The organism is Arthrobacter sp. Y3221160, assembly GCF_059092585.1.
This window is the reverse complement of the sequence record NZ_JBNHHU010000001.1, coordinates 2,157,655-2,174,118: the sequence shown is the minus strand read 5'-3', so window position 1 is coordinate 2,174,118 and position 16,464 is coordinate 2,157,655. Positions and strand designations below refer to the sequence as shown.

At 67.8% G+C, this 16,464-nt stretch carries 15 protein-coding genes; 5 read left to right on the top strand and 10 right to left on the bottom strand.

Annotation, left to right across the window (positions count from 1 at the left end; translation table 11 throughout):
• Positions 1 to 26: 26 nt before the first annotated feature.
• Both murJ and AC5RWG_RS10150 read right to left on the bottom strand, forming a co-directional pair.
• Positions 27 to 1,727 (bottom strand): murein biosynthesis integral membrane protein MurJ, encoded by a 1,701-nt coding sequence (gene murJ, locus AC5RWG_RS10155; RefSeq protein ID WP_494024931.1) that lies wholly within the window; start codon positions 1,725 to 1,727, stop codon positions 27 to 29.
• Between the two features lie 53 nt (positions 1,728 to 1,780).
• A complete protein-coding gene (locus AC5RWG_RS10150) occupies positions 1,781 to 2,305 on the bottom strand; it encodes an NUDIX hydrolase (protein ID WP_493978228.1) in 525 nt (174 codons plus the stop codon).
• Between the two features lie 103 nt (positions 2,306 to 2,408).
• Here AC5RWG_RS10150 and AC5RWG_RS10145 point away from each other — a divergent pair, with 103 nt between their 5' ends.
• On the top strand, positions 2,409 to 3,875 hold the full coding sequence (locus AC5RWG_RS10145; RefSeq protein ID WP_494024932.1) for a CCA tRNA nucleotidyltransferase: 1,467 nt from the start codon (positions 2,409 to 2,411) through the stop codon (positions 3,873 to 3,875).
• 2 nt (positions 3,876 to 3,877) lie between these two features.
• Positions 3,878 to 4,480, top strand: a complete 603-nt coding sequence (locus AC5RWG_RS10140; RefSeq protein ID WP_494024933.1) for a histidine phosphatase family protein — start codon at positions 3,878 to 3,880, stop codon at positions 4,478 to 4,480.
• A 3-nt stretch (positions 4,481 to 4,483) separates the two neighbouring features.
• Here AC5RWG_RS10140 and AC5RWG_RS10135 read toward each other — a convergent pair whose 3' ends face one another.
• Both AC5RWG_RS10135 and AC5RWG_RS10130 read right to left on the bottom strand, forming a co-directional pair.
• Complete coding sequence (locus AC5RWG_RS10135) at positions 4,484 to 5,722, bottom strand: DUF418 domain-containing protein (RefSeq protein ID WP_494024934.1); 1,239 nt, start codon at positions 5,720 to 5,722, stop codon at positions 4,484 to 4,486.
• Positions 5,723 to 6,183: 461 nt separating this feature from the next.
• The gene (locus AC5RWG_RS10130; RefSeq protein ID WP_494166860.1) at positions 6,184 to 6,342 is read right to left on the bottom strand and encodes a hypothetical protein; all 159 of its coding nucleotides are present in this window, start codon (positions 6,340 to 6,342) and stop codon (positions 6,184 to 6,186) included.
• A 298-nt stretch (positions 6,343 to 6,640) separates the two neighbouring features.
• Between AC5RWG_RS10130 and AC5RWG_RS10125 the strand changes: the two genes are divergently transcribed.
• From AC5RWG_RS10125 to AC5RWG_RS10115, 3 genes are all read left to right on the top strand, one after another.
• The gene (locus AC5RWG_RS10125; RefSeq protein WP_494166859.1) at positions 6,641 to 6,799 is read left to right on the top strand and encodes a hypothetical protein; all 159 of its coding nucleotides are present in this window, start codon (positions 6,641 to 6,643) and stop codon (positions 6,797 to 6,799) included.
• 321 nt (positions 6,800 to 7,120) lie between these two features.
• Positions 7,121 to 7,381 carry a GlsB/YeaQ/YmgE family stress response membrane protein gene (locus tag AC5RWG_RS10120; protein ID WP_493978224.1) on the top strand — a complete coding sequence of 87 codons (261 nt, stop codon included), beginning with the start codon at positions 7,121 to 7,123 and terminating at the stop codon, positions 7,379 to 7,381.
• Between the two features lie 257 nt (positions 7,382 to 7,638).
• Positions 7,639 to 9,327, top strand: a complete 1,689-nt coding sequence (locus tag AC5RWG_RS10115; protein WP_494024936.1) for a formate--tetrahydrofolate ligase — start codon at positions 7,639 to 7,641, stop codon at positions 9,325 to 9,327.
• Positions 9,328 to 9,364: 37 nt separating this feature from the next.
• Here AC5RWG_RS10115 and AC5RWG_RS10110 read toward each other — a convergent pair whose 3' ends face one another.
• The 6 genes from AC5RWG_RS10110 to AC5RWG_RS10085 all read right to left on the bottom strand — a co-directional run bounded on the left by AC5RWG_RS10110 (position 9,365) and on the right by AC5RWG_RS10085 (position 16,455).
• Positions 9,365 to 10,465 (bottom strand): acyltransferase, encoded by a 1,101-nt coding sequence (locus AC5RWG_RS10110; protein ID WP_494024937.1) that lies wholly within the window; start codon positions 10,463 to 10,465, stop codon positions 9,365 to 9,367.
• Between the two features lie 87 nt (positions 10,466 to 10,552).
• Complete coding sequence (locus AC5RWG_RS10105; RefSeq protein ID WP_494001183.1) at positions 10,553 to 11,638, bottom strand: inositol-3-phosphate synthase; 1,086 nt, start codon at positions 11,636 to 11,638, stop codon at positions 10,553 to 10,555.
• Positions 11,639 to 11,767: 129 nt separating this feature from the next.
• A complete protein-coding gene (locus AC5RWG_RS10100) occupies positions 11,768 to 13,015 on the bottom strand; it encodes a DUF6716 putative glycosyltransferase (protein ID WP_494024938.1) in 1,248 nt (415 codons plus the stop codon).
• On the bottom strand, positions 13,012 to 14,124 hold the full coding sequence (locus AC5RWG_RS10095; RefSeq protein WP_494166858.1) for a hypothetical protein: 1,113 nt from the start codon (positions 14,122 to 14,124) through the stop codon (positions 13,012 to 13,014). The genes AC5RWG_RS10100 and AC5RWG_RS10095 overlap by 4 nt, the downstream gene beginning before the upstream one ends.
• 10 nt (positions 14,125 to 14,134) lie before the next feature.
• Positions 14,135 to 15,487, bottom strand: a complete 1,353-nt coding sequence (locus AC5RWG_RS10090) for a polysialyltransferase family glycosyltransferase (protein WP_494166857.1) — start codon at positions 15,485 to 15,487, stop codon at positions 14,135 to 14,137.
• Positions 15,484 to 16,455, bottom strand: a complete 972-nt coding sequence (locus tag AC5RWG_RS10085; RefSeq protein ID WP_494023989.1) for a glycosyltransferase family 2 protein — start codon at positions 16,453 to 16,455, stop codon at positions 15,484 to 15,486. Before AC5RWG_RS10085 ends, AC5RWG_RS10090 begins: the two co-directional genes overlap by 4 nt.
• Positions 16,456 to 16,464 lie beyond the last annotated feature (9 nt).

Sequence of the window (16,464 nt, the reverse complement as noted above, 5' to 3'; positions counted from 1 at the left end):
GCTGCCGGACCCGATACCCGCTTCTGTCAGGCGCGTCCGGGCAACCGATTAAGTAACGGCCGCAGGAAGTCCTGCAGCTCCTCGACCCGAAGCACGCGCAGGAGCAGCAGGTATACCGCGGCCATGACCAGCCCGACGACGGCGATGGTCACCATGGCGGTAGCGATGGACTGCCAGGCGAATCCGCCGTTGGCGTAACCGCCGAACAGCCACAGGACCGCTGCGCCCACCAATCCGGAGCCCAGGCCGGCATAACCGAGCCGGATGTAGGTATCCACGACGCGGCCCGCGCCGTAGTCGCCCAGCCGGCGGCGGGCAAAGTAGTGGGCAAGGACCGCCGAGACCACGTGGAACACCGTGAACAGCAGCGCCAGCGCGTAGACCACCAGGGTGGGATCGATCAACCAGGCGATCAGCACGGCCAGCACCACCGACGCGCCGGAGCAGATCGCCTGCATGATCAACGGCGTTTTGGCGTCTTCCTCCGCATAGAACACCCGGCCCAGGAAGAAGTAGATGCTCATGAAGGGCATGCCGGCCGCGAGGATGGTCAGCACCTGGCCCATCGACGCCGCGGAAGCCGCCGCGGTAGGGCCTGACCCGGCAAACAACCGGGCCAGCGGGCCGGCCAGCACCACCACGGAGGCGGCCCCGAAGACGGTGGCGACGCCGATGGTGCGCAGCCCCGAGTTCACGGTGTGCCGCACATCGTCCACGGCCCCGATCGATTGCTGGCGGGACAACTGGTTGAACAGCACCGTGGCCACCGAGAGGACGAAGACCGAATGCGGCAGCATGGCGATCAGTTGGGCGGTATTCAGGGCGTACTCGCCGGGGACCGAGGCGCCGGGCCCCGCCAGCTCGGCGCGCGCGGCCGTGGCGCCGGAGGCGATGGACCCGTAGAAGAGGTAGGCGGTGTTGGCGATGACCATGGTGGCCAGGCTCCACATTGCCACCCTTCCGGTGGCGGCGAAGCCCATGCCGCGCCAGCCGAGCTTGAGCTTGAGGCCCATCCCCAGCCGTCCCAGCGGCCACAACAGGATCAGCGCCTGCAGCACGATGCCCAGCGTGGTGCCGCCGGCCAGCACCATCGTCTGGGCGCCGGTCCAGAGCTCCGGGTTGTCCTTGCCGGGCAGGTAGCGGCCGTACAGTGCGATGTACAGCGCCAGCGTGCCGATGGCGACGACGTTGTTCAGGGCGGGGGCCCACATGTACCAGCCGAACCGGCCGTGGGCGTTGAGCACCTGGCCCACCACGGCATACAGCCCGTAGAAAAAGATCTGCGGCAGGCACCACACGGCGAAGACGGTGCCGAGTTCCAGCATGACCGGCGTCCAGCCGCGGGTCAGGACGGAGATGATCGGCGCGGCCAGCAGGGTCGCCAGCAGCGCGATCCCGGCCAGCACCAGCAGCGTCAGGCTCAGCAGCCGGCTGACGAAGTCCGCCCCGCCGTCGCTCTTCTGGCTGGCCTTGATGATCTGCGGCACCAGCACCACGTTGAACACCCCGCCCGCCAGCAGCAGGTAGATGATGTTCGGGATGGTGTTGGCCTTCTCGAAGATGTCGCCCATCGTCGTGTTGGCGCCGATCGCGACCGCCAGCAAGGCGGTGCGGACAAACCCCAAAACGCGGGACACCATGGTCCCGGCCGCCATGATGGCACTGGACTTGGCGGTGCTGTGCTGCTGCACCGACGGGCTGGGGGAGGGGGTCTGGGTCTCGGACATCGTCCTCTATGTTCTCACCTGAAAACGGCCGGATTGCCGGATCCGGCCGGGGCTCAAAGGTGCCCGGGCAGGACTTCCCGGGCCAGGTCCACGATCCGCCGCTCGTTGGGGAAGGACAGCTTCCGGCCCAGCTCCGCCAGCGGAACCCAGGCCACGTCCACTGCCTCATGGTCCGGATCATTCTCGATCGTCAACAGGCCGCCGGTGGCCTCAAGCAGGAAATGGTGCACGGTCTTGTGGACGCGGTGGCCGCTGACGGTAAACCAGTAATCGATGCTGCCCAGCGTGGCCAGCACGCGGCCCTTGATCCCTGTTTCTTCTTCGACTTCCCGGACGGCGGCCTCTTCATTGGTCTCCCGGCCCTCGGGGTGGCCCTTGGGCAGGCACCACTCAAGCCGGCCACCGCGGTTGAAGCGGGCGATGATCGCCACGTTCAGGTCCGGGGTCGACGTATCGACCACCACGCCGCCGGCCGAGATCTCCTCGACGGTGGGCAGGGAATGGTGTCCGGGCGCGGCGCTGCCCACTGACGCTGTCAGCGGGGTGCGCTTCGGGGCGCTCGGAACCGGGTGTGCCATGCAGTCCACTCTAACGATTTTTGTTAGGGGCCGATGATGCCGGGGCCGAGCCGCCGGGACTTTGTTAAACATCGCGCCCCGCATCTGGCACGCTTAAGTCACTATGGTTCACCTTTTTGGTTCGCAGTTCGCATCAGCACCCGGTTCCAGCGTCCCGTCCCTGCCGTTGCCGGACGTCGTGATCGAACTGGGAGAACTGTTTGCGGCAGCGGGCCACGAACTCTCGCTGGTCGGCGGACCGGTGCGCGACCTGTTCCTGGGCCGGATCTCCCCGGACCTCGATTTCACCACCGACGCCGATCCGGATGCCACCATCGCCGTCGTCGGGAAATGGGCGGACAAGTTCTGGGAGATTGGCCGCGATTTCGGGACCATCGGCCTGCGCAAGGGCCAGCACATGATCGAGGTGACCACCTACCGGGCCGAGGCCTACGACCCGGATTCCCGCAAGCCGGTAGTGGCTTTTGGGACGTCCCTGGAGGACGACCTGTTCCGCCGCGACTTCACCATGAATGCCATGGCGCTGCGGCTGCCGTCGCTGGAACTGGTGGATCCGCACGGCGGCGTCAAGGACCTCCACGCGGGCGTGCTCCGCACCCCGGGCGCGCCGTCGGCGTCGTTCTCCGATGACCCCCTCCGGATGATGCGAGCCGCGCGGTTCGCCTCCCAGCTCAACGTGGCCGTGGCACCCGAGGTGGAGGAGGCCATGACGGACATGGCCGCGCGGATCGAAATCATCTCCGCCGAACGCGTCCGCGACGAACTGACCAAGCTGATCAACGGCAAGGACCCGCGCGCCGGCGTGGACCTGCTGGTGGACACCGGCCTGGCGGATTACGTGCTGCCCGAGGTCGCGGCACTGCGGCTGGAGATCGATGAGCACCACCGGCACAAGGACGTCTACCAGCACTCGCTCACCGTGTTGGAGCAGGCCTGTGCCTTGGAGACGGACGACGACGGCGCGGTGCCGGGTCCTGACTTCGTCCTGCGGTTCGCGGCCCTGATGCACGACGTCGGCAAACCGGCTACCCGCCGGTTCGAACCCTCCGGTGCGGTCAGCTTCCGCCACCACGACGTGGTGGGTTCCAAGCTCACCGCCAAGCGGATGAAGAAGCTGCGTTTCGACAACGAGACCATCAAGGCGGTGTCCCGGCTGGTGGAACTGCACATGCGCTTCTACGGCTACGGGGAGGCGGGATGGACGGATTCGGCCGTGCGCCGCTACGTCAACGACGCCGGACCGCTGCTTGAGCGGCTGCACCGGCTGACCCGCTCCGACGTGACCACGCGGAACAAACGCAAGGCGGAGCGGCTCGCCTTCGCCTACGACGACCTGGAGCGGCGGATTGCCACGCTGAAGGAGCAGGAGCAAATGGACGCCGTCCGGCCGGACCTGGACGGCGCCCAGATCATGGCGTTGCTCGGGATCCGGCCCGGCCCCCTGGTCGGCCGGGCCTACAAGTTCCTGCTGGAAGAGCGGCTGGAGAACGGCCCGGCGGCGCGGGAAGAGGCAGAAGCGAAACTGCTGGCCTGGTGGCGGACGCAGCCGGAATACGCGGAGCAGGCATAGCCATGGCCGCGGCCGAACCGCATGATTTCCCGGTGTTGTGGCTGATGCGCCACGGCGAAACCGAGTGGTCGCGCGACCACCGGTACACCGGGTTGGCCGACCTTGAGCTGACTCCCGCCGGGGTCCAGCAGGCCCGCGACGCCGCGGCGAAGCTGGCGGGAGTCCGTTTCCACACCGTCTTGACCTCCCCCTTGGCGCGTGCCCGCCGGACGGCCGAACTGGCCGGCTACCCCGAAGCGGAGGTGGTGGCCGAAGCGCATGAATGGGACTACGGAGACTATGAAGGCCTCCAGAGCGCGGCCATCCGGGCCAAGGATCCCTCCTACCTGATCTGGACCCACGGCGTCCGCGGCGGCGAGTCCCTGCAAGAGGTGGCCGACCGGGCCGACCATGTGATCGCCGAGGTGCTCGACGGCCCTTCGTCCGAACCGCCAGGGTCACGCCAGGTCTTGCTGGTGGCACACGGGCACTTCCTCCGGGTGCTTGCGGCCCGTTGGCTCGGCCTGGAAGCCATCGAGGGCCGGCACTTCGTGCTGGACACCGCTGCCGTCTGCCGGCTGGGGTGGGACAAGAAGACGCCCGCTATCGCGGGTTGGAACCTCTAGCGGCTAACGGAGCATGGCCGGACGCCGCCAGTAGGTGAGCCATCGCAGCAGCCACTCCAGCGGCCCGTACCGGAACCCCTGCACCCACCACGCGCTGGCCAGCAGTTGCGCCACAAAGAGGAGCACCGCCACGCCAAGCACCGCGGGCGGGGCCAATCGGCCGGTCAACGCCAGCCCGAAACCGGTGAAGACCAGGACCATCAGCACGGACTGTCCCAGATAGTTGGTCAGCGCGAGGCGGCCTGCGGGCGCCAGCGCGGCGCACAGGGCACCGCCGGCCGGAGTGCGGAAGGACAGCAGCAGCACAGCGGCGTAACCGGCCGTCAGCAGCGGCCCGGTCAACGTGGAAATGCCGAAGGCCACCACGGTCACGGCAGGACCGCCAACGCCGTGTTGTAACCACGCCTGCAACACTGAAGCGGCCAGCCCGGCCGGCAGCGCCGTGAAAGCCAGGCGGCGGAGCGTGCTTGCTGAGATGCCCCGCTCGAGCAGCCGTCCCTTGGCACAAGCCAGGCCGAGGTAGAACGCGCCGAGGGCAATCGGGCCCTGGAGGAGCACGGCATTGGGCTGCGTCAGCGGATACAGCGACGCGTTCTGGGCCAGAACGTCGGCGGGAGAGCCGGCCAGCCCGAACGCCGGCGCGGGCCCCGCGGCGGCGCTGCCGTCGAAGGGTCCCGCGGCCGCCGCGATGAGTCCCAGCAACAGGATGAACACGCCCATGCAGCCGATCACTGCCACTCCGGCCGCGGCAGCGGCCCGCGCGGAGAGCGAGCGGGTACCTAGCAACACCAGGCTCAGCAGGCCGTAGGCCAGCAGGATGTCCCCGTGGAAGAGGAGCAGGCCGTGGAGCAGCCCGAGCACCACGAGACCTGCTGCCCGGCGCATGGTCCTGACGACGACCGGTTGGCCGTCTGCCACGGCGGAAGCCCACTGCAGAACGAAGCTGTAGCCGAACAGGAACGAGAACAGGATGTAGAACTTGGCCTCGAACAGGAGGCTGACCGCGAAGCGGACCGCGGTGTCCGCACCGGATTGGAACGCCGGGCTGGATCCGCCGGTGACAGTATACGGGTCGGCGAAGTACCAGATGTTCACGCACAGGATGCCCAAGAGCGCGAAGGCCCGCAGGGCGTCAAGCTCGTCGATGCGGGCCGGGGCCTTTGGGGCCGCAGGTCCGGGCACGGGTCCCGGCGGAGCTCCAGCTTCCATGTCGTCGTCCCGTCCGGGGGTGGGTGCTGGCATCGGGGTCCAGTCTAGGGACCCTGCCTGGCTACTGTAACGGGCGGTCAACCGGGCGTCCGGCGGACGGGACGCGAACAAGGGGGTCGCCTAAAGGGGGAGCCCACGCTCGTCAAGGGGTGGCGCCGCCGTCATTATCCGGCGTGTTGCTGGCGACACGCCGGTGCAGCGGGAAAAAGTTCAATAAGTTCCCGGGCGTGACTAGGCAGAAGCAGGAGCAATCGGGTACGTTGAATGAGTCCGATTGAAGTTTCTCAATCAGGAGCTTCAACCCGGACCGTATCTATTGGCGCTATCAGGAAAGGGAGGTGGGAATCGTGAATATGACCAAGACGCCGGGCGGAGTGTTTAACTCCTTCGCCGCGCTCCGACGACCCGCCTCCGCCATTTCTGCGCAGTAGAACTCTGCTGATTGGGTCGGTTCAAGTCTTGAACCGCTGCCGTCTCTCAATCACCGCACTTCTCTAGCTCTCCCCCGCGGAGGCCTCACCTTCTGCCCTGAGGACTTCGCTAATGAGCACCCTTACCGCATTACCTGCTGCCGTCGCGGCGACCCCCGCTGCTGCTTCGAGCGCGGCCACCGGCCCCGCCCCGGCAACGGCAACCCCCATGGATACCGCCATGCTTCCTGCCCGAAATCCAACCCGATCCGGAGAAAACTCCGCCCACCCCAGAGAGGAACCCCTCATGAAACCGCTCGATGCAGCCGTATTGCCTGCACCGGAACGATCCATCCGTCCGCCCGGGCCGGCGCAGGCCCGGAAAACGGAGCGGCGCGGTCACGGCGACGTGATTACCGCCGGAAGTCTGCGCGGCCTTGACACCGGCAGCGGCAGTTCCGGCGACGCCGGTGCCCTTAGCGGGGGTTCGGACCTTGCCGGGCCGACTCCGGCAAGCAGGAAACGCTCCGCAGCAGCGGACATGCCGAATTTCTTGGCCAGGCAGGAGGTGAATGCCATGATCCGCAAGCTCCGCCAGAGCGTCTCGCTGTGGGAACGAATACAGAACGTGGGTGTTGACGAACAGCGCTTGGAACAGGTGCGCGACGAATTGCTGTCGCACCGCCAGCTCATCCGCTGAGTTCCAGCCCGCACGTGCAAATAAATACGCCGTCCTGTAGGGGACACATCCGCGAGGAGGATCCGATGAGTCGCATTGGACCCCATGTAGCTTCAGGCCCGCGCCCGGGTTGCTCCAGGCGCGGGCCTCGGCCTTTAAGCACCTCCGCCTTCAAGTATTAGTCGACGCTCCAGTGCTGTGGTGTTTCATCGCTAAGAGGCGTTCCGGAGGCCGCGCGCCGACGCCGTCTGTGGCACCAAATCGACATCACCCAGATGAAACGTTTTGCGTCCGATCACTAAGTATGCTTATTGTGGTTCCATCGCAACCTGAGGAGGCAACATGATCGGTTTCATCATTGCAGGGCTGGTTATCGGGGCACTCGCCCGCCTTATCAAGCCCGGAAAGCAGAATCTGGGGCTCGTGGCCACGCTCCTGCTTGGCATCGTCGGAGCAATCATCGGTGGTGTCATCGCGAACCTGCTGGGCACGGGCGACATCTTTGAGCTGAACGTGCTCGGATTCATCGTCGCCGTGATTGCCGCGGTACTTCTGATCGGTGTGGCAGAAAGCCTGTCCGGTCGTCGGGCGGTGCGCCGCTAACGGCTGCAAATCAACAGGGAGATGGCCTGCCGCGCGACTATCGCGCGGCAGGCCATTTTTTTGTCGCTCCGACCGGGAGCCGGACGAATCCAAAGCGCAGCGGCGATGCGCTTAGGTGGTTCCTGCCAGCTCAGCAGGCCTCGTTCTGCGGTTCCCCTTCTCCCCATAAGGGACCGGTGACGGCGGCCTTTTCGGCTGATACGTTGGCTGTGGCGGTACTGCCGCCCGTATGGCCCATGCGAGGAAGAAGGACGACGATGTCTGAACCGGCTCCGCTGACCGACCTGGAGATTGCCCGCCGCGCCACTCTGCGGCCCATTACCGCCATAGCCGATGCCGCCGGCATCCCGGCGGAGGCTCTCGAGCTGTACGGCAGCTACAAGGCAAAGGTTGATCCCGCAAAGTTGGGGGAGGGCCACCAGGAACCGCGCGGCCAAGTGGTTCTGGTGACCGCGATGTCGCCCACGCCGGCCGGTGAGGGCAAATCCACTCTCACGGTGGGCCTGGCCGACGCCCTGGCCAGGGCCGGGCACAAGACCATGGTGGCCATCCGTGAGCCTTCCCTCGGACCGATCCTGGGCATGAAGGGCGGCGCGACCGGCGGCGGCTATTCGCAGGTGCTCCCGATGGATGACATCAACCTGCATTTCACCGGAGACTTCCACGCCATCACCTCGGCGAACAACGCGTTGATGGCGCTGGTGGACAACCATATCTATCAGGGCAACGCGCTGGGCATCGACCCGCGCCGCCTGACGTTCCGGCGGGTGCTGGACATGAACGACCGGGCGCTGCGCCAGGTCGTGATCGGCCTGGGCGGGCCGACGCAGGGAGTGCCGCGGGAGGCGGGCTTTGATATCACCGTCGCCTCCGAGGTCATGGCGGTCTTCTGCCTCTCGTCCGACCTCGCCGACCTGAAAGCCCGGCTGTCCCGCATCACGGTGGGCTACACCTACGACCGCAAGCCGGTCACCGTGGCGGACCTGGGTGTGCAGGGCGCGCTAGCCATGCTGCTGAAAGACGCCATCAAGCCGAACCTGGTCCAGACCATCGCCGGCACGCCCGCCTTTGTGCACGGCGGCCCCTTCGCCAATATCGCCCACGGCTGCAACTCGCTGCTGGCCACGCAGACCGCCCGCCGGCTCGCCGACGTCGTCGTCACCGAAGCCGGGTTCGGGTCCGATCTCGGCGCCGAGAAGTTCATGGACATCAAGGCGCGCGCCGGCGGTTTCGCCCCGTCCGCCATCGTGGTGCTGGCCACCATCCGGGCGCTGAAAATGCACGGCGGCATTCCGAAGGAGCAGTTGAAGGAACCGAATGTGGAAGCCGTGCAGGCCGGCATTGCCAACCTGGAGCGCCACGTGGACAACGCGCTCAAATTCGGCGTCACACCCGTGGTGGGCATCAACAAATTCACCACCGACAGCCCCGAAGAACTCGAGTGGGTGCTGGACTGGTGCCGGCAGAAGGGCGTCGAGGCGGCTATTGCCGATGTCTGGGGCCAGGGCGGCGGCGGCCCCGGCGGAGACGCGCTGGCGGCGAAGGTGGCGGACGTCCTGCAGCAGCCGCAATCGTTCTCCCCGCTGTACGACCTTGACCTGACCGTGGAGAAGAAAATCGAGACCATCGCCCAGCAAATCTACGGGGCGGACCATGTGGAGTTCACCAGCCCGGCCCGCAGGCGGTTGGCGGAGATCGAGGCGAACGGGTGGGGCAAACTGCCGGTGTGCATGGCCAAGACGCAGTATTCCTTCACCGACAACCCCGCGGTCCTGGGCGCCCCGAGCGGATTCAGCATCACCGTGCGCGACCTGATCCCCAAGACGGGGGCGGGTTTCATCGTGGCGCTGACCGGCGACGTCATGACCATGCCGGGCCTGCCGAAGGAACCGGCGGCCGGCCGGATGGATGTGGACGACGACGGCGTCATCACCGGACTCTTCTAGCCCTGCGCCGCTGCGGTCTGATGCGGCCGGCTGCGGTCTAGAACAGCCGCCGCAGCACGGGTATCCGCAACGCAACCAGCGTCAGGGCGAAGGAGCAGGCGGTGGCCACCGAGAATTTCAGGAACAGGAGCGGCAGCGTCGGCCCGCGGTCCGGGAAGACGTGGAAGGTGAGCCACGTCAGGAACAGGTAGTGGCACAGGAACACGCCGAACGAGGCGTTGGACAGCTGGACGAGCAACCGGCCCAGCCAGCCCGGCGGCTGCCATCCTGCCAGCAGGTGGTACACGGCGGCAAAGATGCACAGCGCCGCCGCCGTGACACCGAGCCCCACGTAGCTGGACGGCGTGATGACGTTAAGCAGCGGCGTGGAATCCTGGTTGATCCAGTGCCAGATATTGAAAACGGAGAGCACGACGGCGGCGCCTCCCGCCGCCGCGGCGGCACCGCGCGGGAGGCGCAGCTGGGTGAGCACCCAGCCGGCCATGAAGTACCCCAGATAGGGGAACCACTGGGTCAGGATGTTCCACGGGTACTGCCAGCCCCACTCGTACTGGATGCTGGCGGCCTGGAGGCTGAACAGCGCGAGGGTCAGGACCAGCACGCCGCCGGTTGCGGCGGCTGCCCGCCGCAGCGTCACCCGCTGCAGGTAACGGGCAAGCGGCGGTGACACCAGGTACAGGCCCAGGATCAGCCACAGGAAGTATAGGTGGGGGTACACGCGGGTGTCGAAGACGGACACCAGCACGGCGTCCGGTTCGAGTTCGCGTCCGAGCATCAGGCGGCTGCCCAGGAAGATGTAGGCCAGGTGCCAGGCCACGAGGGCGGGCAGCAGCCGCAGGGCGCGTTTGCGGTAGAACGCCAGCGCGCCTTCCTTGTGCGTCCGCGGCGCCAGCACCAGGGCGCCGGAGATGATGACGAAGACCGGCACCACCCAGATGAAGGCGATGTCGATGACCGCCGCCCAGACCCACTCCGGCTGGTGGCGGCGGTCGTCGTCTCCGGCCAGCTCGCCGAAGGAGTGGATGGCAACCACGCCGACGATGCTGACGATGCGCAGGATGTCCAGCGCGTAGTTGCGGCGGGGGAGGGGGGTCGGTCCTCGGAGCTCCCCGGCGGGGGACAGGGAGGGGACGGCCATGAGGCCAATCTACCCGGAAGCCGCCGCCGGCTGGCAACAGAAGAACCGGGCCGGCCCACTGGGCCGGCCCGGTTCTTGCGGTGCGTCTTAGCGGTCGGAGTCGCCGCGGATGAAGGCTTCGACCTTCGCGCGGGCGGTGTCGTCGTCGTACTGCTCCGGCGGGGACTTCATGAAGTAGCTGGACGCCGAGAGGATCGGCCCGCCGACGCCGCGGTCCAGGGCAATCTTGGCGGCACGGATGGCGTCGATGATCACGCCGGCAGAGTTGGGGGAGTCCCAGACCTCGAGCTTGTATTCAAGCGAGACCGGGGCGTCACCGAAGTTGCGGCCCTCCAGGCGGACGAACGCCCACTTGCGGTCATCGAGCCAGGACACGTAGTCCGAGGGGCCGATGTGCACGTCGTCGTCGCCAAGCACGGCCGACGTGTTGGAGGTCACGGCCTGGGTCTTGGAGATCTTCTTGGATTCCAGGCGCTCGCGCTCAAGCATGTTCTTGAAGTCCATGTTGCCGCCGACGTTCAACTGGTAGGTGCGGTCCAGCACCACGCCGCGGTCTTCGAACAGCTTGGCCATCACGCGGTGGGTGATGGTGGCACCGATCTGGCTCTTGATGTCGTCGCCGACGATCGGAACTCCGGCCGCGGTGAACTTGTCGGCCCATTCCTGGGTGCCGGCGATGAAGACCGGAAGGGCGTTCACGAAGGCGACGCCGGCGTCGATGGCGCACTGCGCGTAGAACTTGGCGGCCTTCTCCGAGCCGACCGGCAGGTAGCAGACCATGACGTCCACTTCGGCCTTGCGCAAGGCAGCGACCACGTCCACGGGCTCGTAGTCGGACTCCACGATGGTCTCGCGGTAGTACTTGCCCAGGCCGTCCAGGGTGTGGCCGCGCTGGACCTTGACGCCGGTGGCCGGAACATCGGCGATCTTGATGGTGTTGTTCTCGCTGGCGCCGATAGCGTCGGCAAGATCCAGCCCCACCTTCTTGCCGTCAACGTCGAACGCGGCGACGAACTGCACGTCGTCGACGTGGTAGGCGCCGAACTTAACGTGCATCAGTCCGGGGATCGTTGCGCTCGGGTCGGCGCCACGATAGTAGTGGACGCCCTGGACCAGCGAGGCCGCACAGTTTCCAACACCGACGATCGCTACCCGGATGGGGTTCTCTGCCACGGTTCTCCTTCGAAACACTTCTGTAGGGCCGCCGCGCCGATGGCGGGCAGCCTATCCAGTCTACGCCGTGTTTCAACACATTGCCGGGCGCGCCCATTCCCGGGACGGCACGCGGCGCGGGTTAATCGCTCAGGCGGGCAGCCGCCGGGCGTTGCGCAGCCGCCGCACCAGCCTCAAGGCCGGCGCGGGCAGGACGGTGCGCAGCCTGGCGCGCAGCTTGCGCCGCTGCACCGCGGCCAGGCGATCCGGATCGGTCGCCAGCTTTCCGGCCCTGGCGCGTGCCGCGAAGTTGGCCAGCATTTCGCCCAGCCGCACCGGCTGGGCGTGGAAGTAGTTGTCCCGCAACCAGCGCGGGTCGGGATGCCCGAACCGGCCGGCCACCAGGTCCTTCAGGTTGCCGACCAGCCCGGAACCGTCGAACACCTTGTTCAACATCTGCTCCGAGAGTCCGAAGTCGTCCAGGATGAGCACCGGCAGGCCGGCGTCGAGCGCTTCCAGGGCCGCGGTGGAGCTGACGGTCACCATGGCCGCTCCCGGGGTGAGCTGGTCGGACATGGGGCCGGTGCAGAACTGCAGTTCGTGTCCGGCCACCGCCCGCGCCGCCACCAGGTCAGACCACAACTGGTCGAACGGGTACTGCTCCGTGTGCGTCTGCGGCTCGCCCGCCCAGGCCCGCAGCTTCACCCGCACCGACAGCTCCGGCCGGCGCCTGGCCAACGCCGCGAGGGCCTGCAGGATCGCGACGCGCTGCTCCCGCTCCACCGGAACCTTGGCCTGCGGCGCGAACACCACCGAGTCCAGCGGCTTCTGCTGTGGCTCCGGGCGCCCGGCGGAGGCCAGGAACGGCAGCCGCGACACCAGGATCCGCTGCGGCAGCCCCATGGCGTCGGCCAAGTCGCTGAACGCCCGGCACTCGGCGTGGCTGTGGGTGATGAACGCGTCCCCGAGCGCCCGGTAGTTCAGCGCCTTGCGGGTGGCCGGGAAGGCCACTCCCGGCAGCGCGGATACCAGGGCGGGCCGCCGCGGCATCCGGGACGCCTGGGTGAAGATTTCTTCCACGATGGGCCCGGTGGCTGCCGCGAGCACGACGTCGGCGCCCGCCAGCGCGGCCCGCAGGCCGGAGGCGGGGATCACCCGCGGTGCCTTGCCGGCCAGGAAGGTCCCGGCGGTGGCCGCCTGGGTCTGTTCCAGGGTCGGAAGGATGGGGGAGCGCACCAGCAGCACCTCGCGCTCCCACCCGGCGCCGACGGACTCCAGCGTGGCGCAGGCGAACTTCAGGTAGGAGTCGCTGTCGGCGACTGCCAGCAGACGGAAGGGACGGACCGTTTGCCGCCCGTCGGCCGCGGGCGCGGCGGGTTGCCACTGCTCCGGGTTCATCGCTCGCCTCCGTCCCGCAGGGAGCTGCTCAGGTGCCGGCGCAGTTCTACCGTCGTCCCGGGCAGCCACCAGTGGTCCGGTACCGGCTGCCCCTTCAGCGGCACGCCGGAAGGGGCCAGGATCAGGCGCAGCGAGGCCAGCACCGTGGAGGGCAGGGCGCGGACTGCCTGCCCGGGCCGGAGGCCGCGCAGGCGCATTTCCACCGGAATGGTGTGTTGCTTGACGCTGATCAGCGGATGCTCCGCCAAGGCGCCGAGGAGTTCCGGTCGTTCGCGGCGGTGCGGGAAATACGCCACCGGGCCATCGTCGGTCAGCGACCGGACCCACTCCACATAGGGCTCCGCCCGGATCAACCCGTCGGCGGGCATCGCCGAGCCCACCACGATGGTCGGCTCACTGATGTTCTCGGTGACCGGCTGGGTGCCCAGCCACTCGAAGCGGTGCCGTTCCAGATGCCCGCCGAGGGCCCGGAACTTCTTTTCCACTGCCGGCTGCACGGTCAAGGCTGTAAATACCAGCAGCCGGCCCTGGGAGGCCATCCTCCGCAGGGTCCACCAGGTGGCCAGGCCCAGCGCCTTGCGGCGGGCGGTCGGCACAGCCCGCGGCCGGATCAGCGGGACGGGCCGCACGCTGACGAGCATGTGCAGCAGGCTCAGCGTCGCCAGGCCGTCGTCCACGATGACCAGTTCGTCCGCGCCCACGCCGCGCAACAGTTCCGCCTGGACCTTGCCGGAGTAGGCATCGCCGGTGACCCAGCGGTCGAGCTTTTTATTGCGCACCGCCGGGAGGGTGGCCGCCGGCGGCGCGAACCGGACGCCGCTTGGCACTTGTTCCATCAGCGACCGCAGGGTGCTGTCCATGCCGACCGCATCGCTGCGCGGGTAGATGAGCGTGTCCCGGCCGAGCAGGCCGGCACCGTGCGCCTCGACGGCGCTGAGCAACTGCAACGGGGACTCGGCCCAGACGGCGGCCCTGCCAAAGCGGGGGCGCACCAGTTCGCTCCGGCGCCCGCGCTGCGTCTTGGACCCGACGGGTGGACGGGTCTGATAACCCTCCGCCGCCGGTCCCAGCTGGGGAAGGAAGGCCGCGGTGATCGCCGTTTTCGTCATGGCGCCCGCCTCACGATGCTGCCCGGGACCGGAGCTTGCGGACCGCACGCCGGCCCAGCCGCCCGACTTTGGCCAGCGGGCGGGCGGCCACGGCAGCCGGCAATCCGCCCGGCAGTTGAAGCTTGGTCAGCCGTCGCCGCTTGAAGTAGCGCATGTGGGGTCCGTCCTGAATGTGCTGCAGATACGTTTCCGCGCCCGGGCGGCCTGCTGCCAGCGTATCGGCCTGCATGCAGTAGGAGACGGCGTCGACCAGTTGCTGCAGGCGGCCGGCAGGGGGAGTGTCTGCCCCCTCCTGGTCCGGGGCGTGGAAGTTCCGTTCCAGGATTGCGTCGATGATGGTGACCGGCACGCGGTTGCTGTTTTCGTACGGGGTCAGGCGCTCCAGCAGCAGTTCGGTTCCTACGGCCGCCGCGTCGATGCCGAAGAGGTACCTGGCGGTCATGAGGGCGGTGGAGAAACAGCTGACCACCAGCCGGGGCTGCAGGCGCTGCATCACCACTTCCGCAGGTACCGGGGACTCCAGGATCTCCAGCCGTACCCCGAGGTCCACCGCCGCCGACTGGACGGAGCGCAGGGCTGCCGGTCCGGCGTTGGGATGGGGCTTGAAGATGCAGTGCCGGATCCCCCGCTCCAGGGCCTTTTCGATCATCCCTCGGTGCAGCGCCACTTCTTCCTCGGCCGACAGGATCCCGAGCTCGGACAGGTATTGGCCGAGCAGCAGCGCGCTGCCGGCGGCGGCACCGGGCTGGGACGCCGGAATCACCAGGGGCGGCACCGACCGGTCCAACTCCTCCATCGCGCGGCGCAGGGAGGCCGGATCCACCGGCAGCAGCTTGGGTTCATGCTCGCGCAGCAACTGCGGGCGCAGCCCGGGGACGAGGTCCACGTACAGCAGGGAATCGAGCCGCTGGGCCACGGCCAGCGGGACGGGGTTCCGGGTGGGTCCGTAGCTCATCAGGCCGTCCGAGTGAACCGAGACGGCGGCCTGGGCGAAGGTCCGGGCCAGGGCAATCGCGGGGTTGACCTGGATGGACTCGACGTAGAGATGGACCGAGTCGCTGCCCAGGTCCCATTCCGAGCGCAGCAGCCTTTGCCACAGATCCAGGTCTTGTTCGCGGGGATTGAACTGTCCCGGTCGGCGGGGCCAGAGCAGCTCGCTGAGGTCGACCACGCGGTCGAACCTGCGGGCGGCTTCGGTGAAGCCCGGCGACTCGTGGAACGGGACGGTGATTTCCGGAATCAAGGCGTTGTTGGTCAACACCAGGATGCGTTCGGCACCGGTGGCCGGCACGGTCCCGTCGTCGACGGCCGCCGCCAGCGAGACGACCTGGTAGAGGGTCGAGACGACGAAAAGTTCTTTCACTGCAGTGGTCCGATCGCTGATTCCAACTTCTGGCGCCGGTTCTTGTCCATGCCCGCCAAACAGCTGCCGACGGCGGGGGCCGGGAGGGCGGCCACAACGGCCCGGATCCCGGACGTCAGTTCGCGGCGGACAGCCCTGGTCATTTTCTCCGACCGGTCGAGGTGATGGCAGGCGATGGCCAGGAATTGCCGGATTGCCTTCGGCCGGAAGCGGTCTGCCTCGCGGTCCTCGGCCACCAGCCGGAAGACCTCGGCGTAGCTGCGCAGGAAATCCAACTGCCGGCGGTCGAAGATCTGGCTCAGGGACGTCGCGACGCCGCGGCGGTAGAAGGCACCCAACTGGTCCGAAACCGCGTAGGAGGTTGCCTCCAGGTGCAGGCGCCAAATCCAGGGACGGTCCTCGGCGGTATGCAGGCCGTCCACAAAGTGCAGCAGCCCGGCCTCCCTCAGCGCGCCGTCGAAGATGCCGAAGGGCGCGAACGGGTAGTCCACCATGGATGAGGCGTCCATGGGTCCGATGTCCTGGCGGGGATCGAGGGCGACGCCGCGCACGGCCTGCGGCGCCCGATGAATGGTCCGGATTCCCCCGGCGTGCCGCACGTGGTCCACCCGCAGGAAGTCCACCCCCAGCTCCCTGATCTCCGCCGTGATGCGTGACAGGTGGCCGGGCGCGTACCAGTCATCCGGGTCAAGGAAGGCGATGTAGCGTCCCGTGGCGGCGTCCAGCCCCTTGTTGCGGGCCGCGGCCAGGCCGGTGGGGGCGTCGTTTCGAAGGATGTGCAGACCGGGGAGCCGGCCGGTGAAGGCGGCGGCCAGCTCCCCGGTCCCGTCGGTGGAACCGTCATCGACGACGATGATTTCCATGACCGAGGGATCATCGAACTGGCGGGTCAGGCTGGTCATCGCATCGCGGATGAAAGGGGCCTGGTCTTTCGCCGGGATGATGACACTCAGTAATGGCTGGTTCATGGCGTGTGC

What these genes read in the sequence shown, in the direction of transcription:
- AC5RWG_RS10130 (WP_494166860.1), bottom strand. Translation starts at nt 6,342, where the DNA reads ATGGCGGTATCCATGGGGGTTGCCGTTGCCGGGGCGGGGCCGGTGGCC.
- AC5RWG_RS10145 (WP_494024932.1), top strand. Translation starts at nt 2,409, where the DNA reads ATGGTTCACCTTTTTGGTTCGCAGTTCGCATCAGCACCCGGTTCCAGC.
- AC5RWG_RS10085 (WP_494023989.1), bottom strand. Translation starts at nt 16,455, where the DNA reads ATGAACCAGCCATTACTGAGTGTCATCATCCCGGCGAAAGACCAGGCC.
- AC5RWG_RS10100 (WP_494024938.1), bottom strand. Translation starts at nt 13,015, where the DNA reads ATGAACCCGGAGCAGTGGCAACCCGCCGCGCCCGCGGCCGACGGGCGG.
- AC5RWG_RS10110 (WP_494024937.1), bottom strand. Translation starts at nt 10,465, where the DNA reads ATGGCCGTCCCCTCCCTGTCCCCCGCCGGGGAGCTCCGAGGACCGACC.
- AC5RWG_RS10150 (WP_493978228.1), bottom strand. Translation starts at nt 2,305, where the DNA reads ATGGCACACCCGGTTCCGAGCGCCCCGAAGCGCACCCCGCTGACAGCG.
- AC5RWG_RS10120 (WP_493978224.1), top strand. Translation starts at nt 7,121, where the DNA reads ATGATCGGTTTCATCATTGCAGGGCTGGTTATCGGGGCACTCGCCCGC.
- AC5RWG_RS10140 (WP_494024933.1), top strand. Translation starts at nt 3,878, where the DNA reads ATGGCCGCGGCCGAACCGCATGATTTCCCGGTGTTGTGGCTGATGCGC.
- murJ (WP_494024931.1), bottom strand. Translation starts at nt 1,727, where the DNA reads ATGTCCGAGACCCAGACCCCCTCCCCCAGCCCGTCGGTGCAGCAGCAC.
- AC5RWG_RS10095 (WP_494166858.1), bottom strand. Translation starts at nt 14,124, where the DNA reads ATGACGAAAACGGCGATCACCGCGGCCTTCCTTCCCCAGCTGGGACCG.
- AC5RWG_RS10125 (WP_494166859.1), top strand. Translation starts at nt 6,641, where the DNA reads ATGCCGAATTTCTTGGCCAGGCAGGAGGTGAATGCCATGATCCGCAAG.
- AC5RWG_RS10135 (WP_494024934.1), bottom strand. Translation starts at nt 5,722, where the DNA reads ATGCCAGCACCCACCCCCGGACGGGACGACGACATGGAAGCTGGAGCT.
- AC5RWG_RS10115 (WP_494024936.1), top strand. Translation starts at nt 7,639, where the DNA reads ATGTCTGAACCGGCTCCGCTGACCGACCTGGAGATTGCCCGCCGCGCC.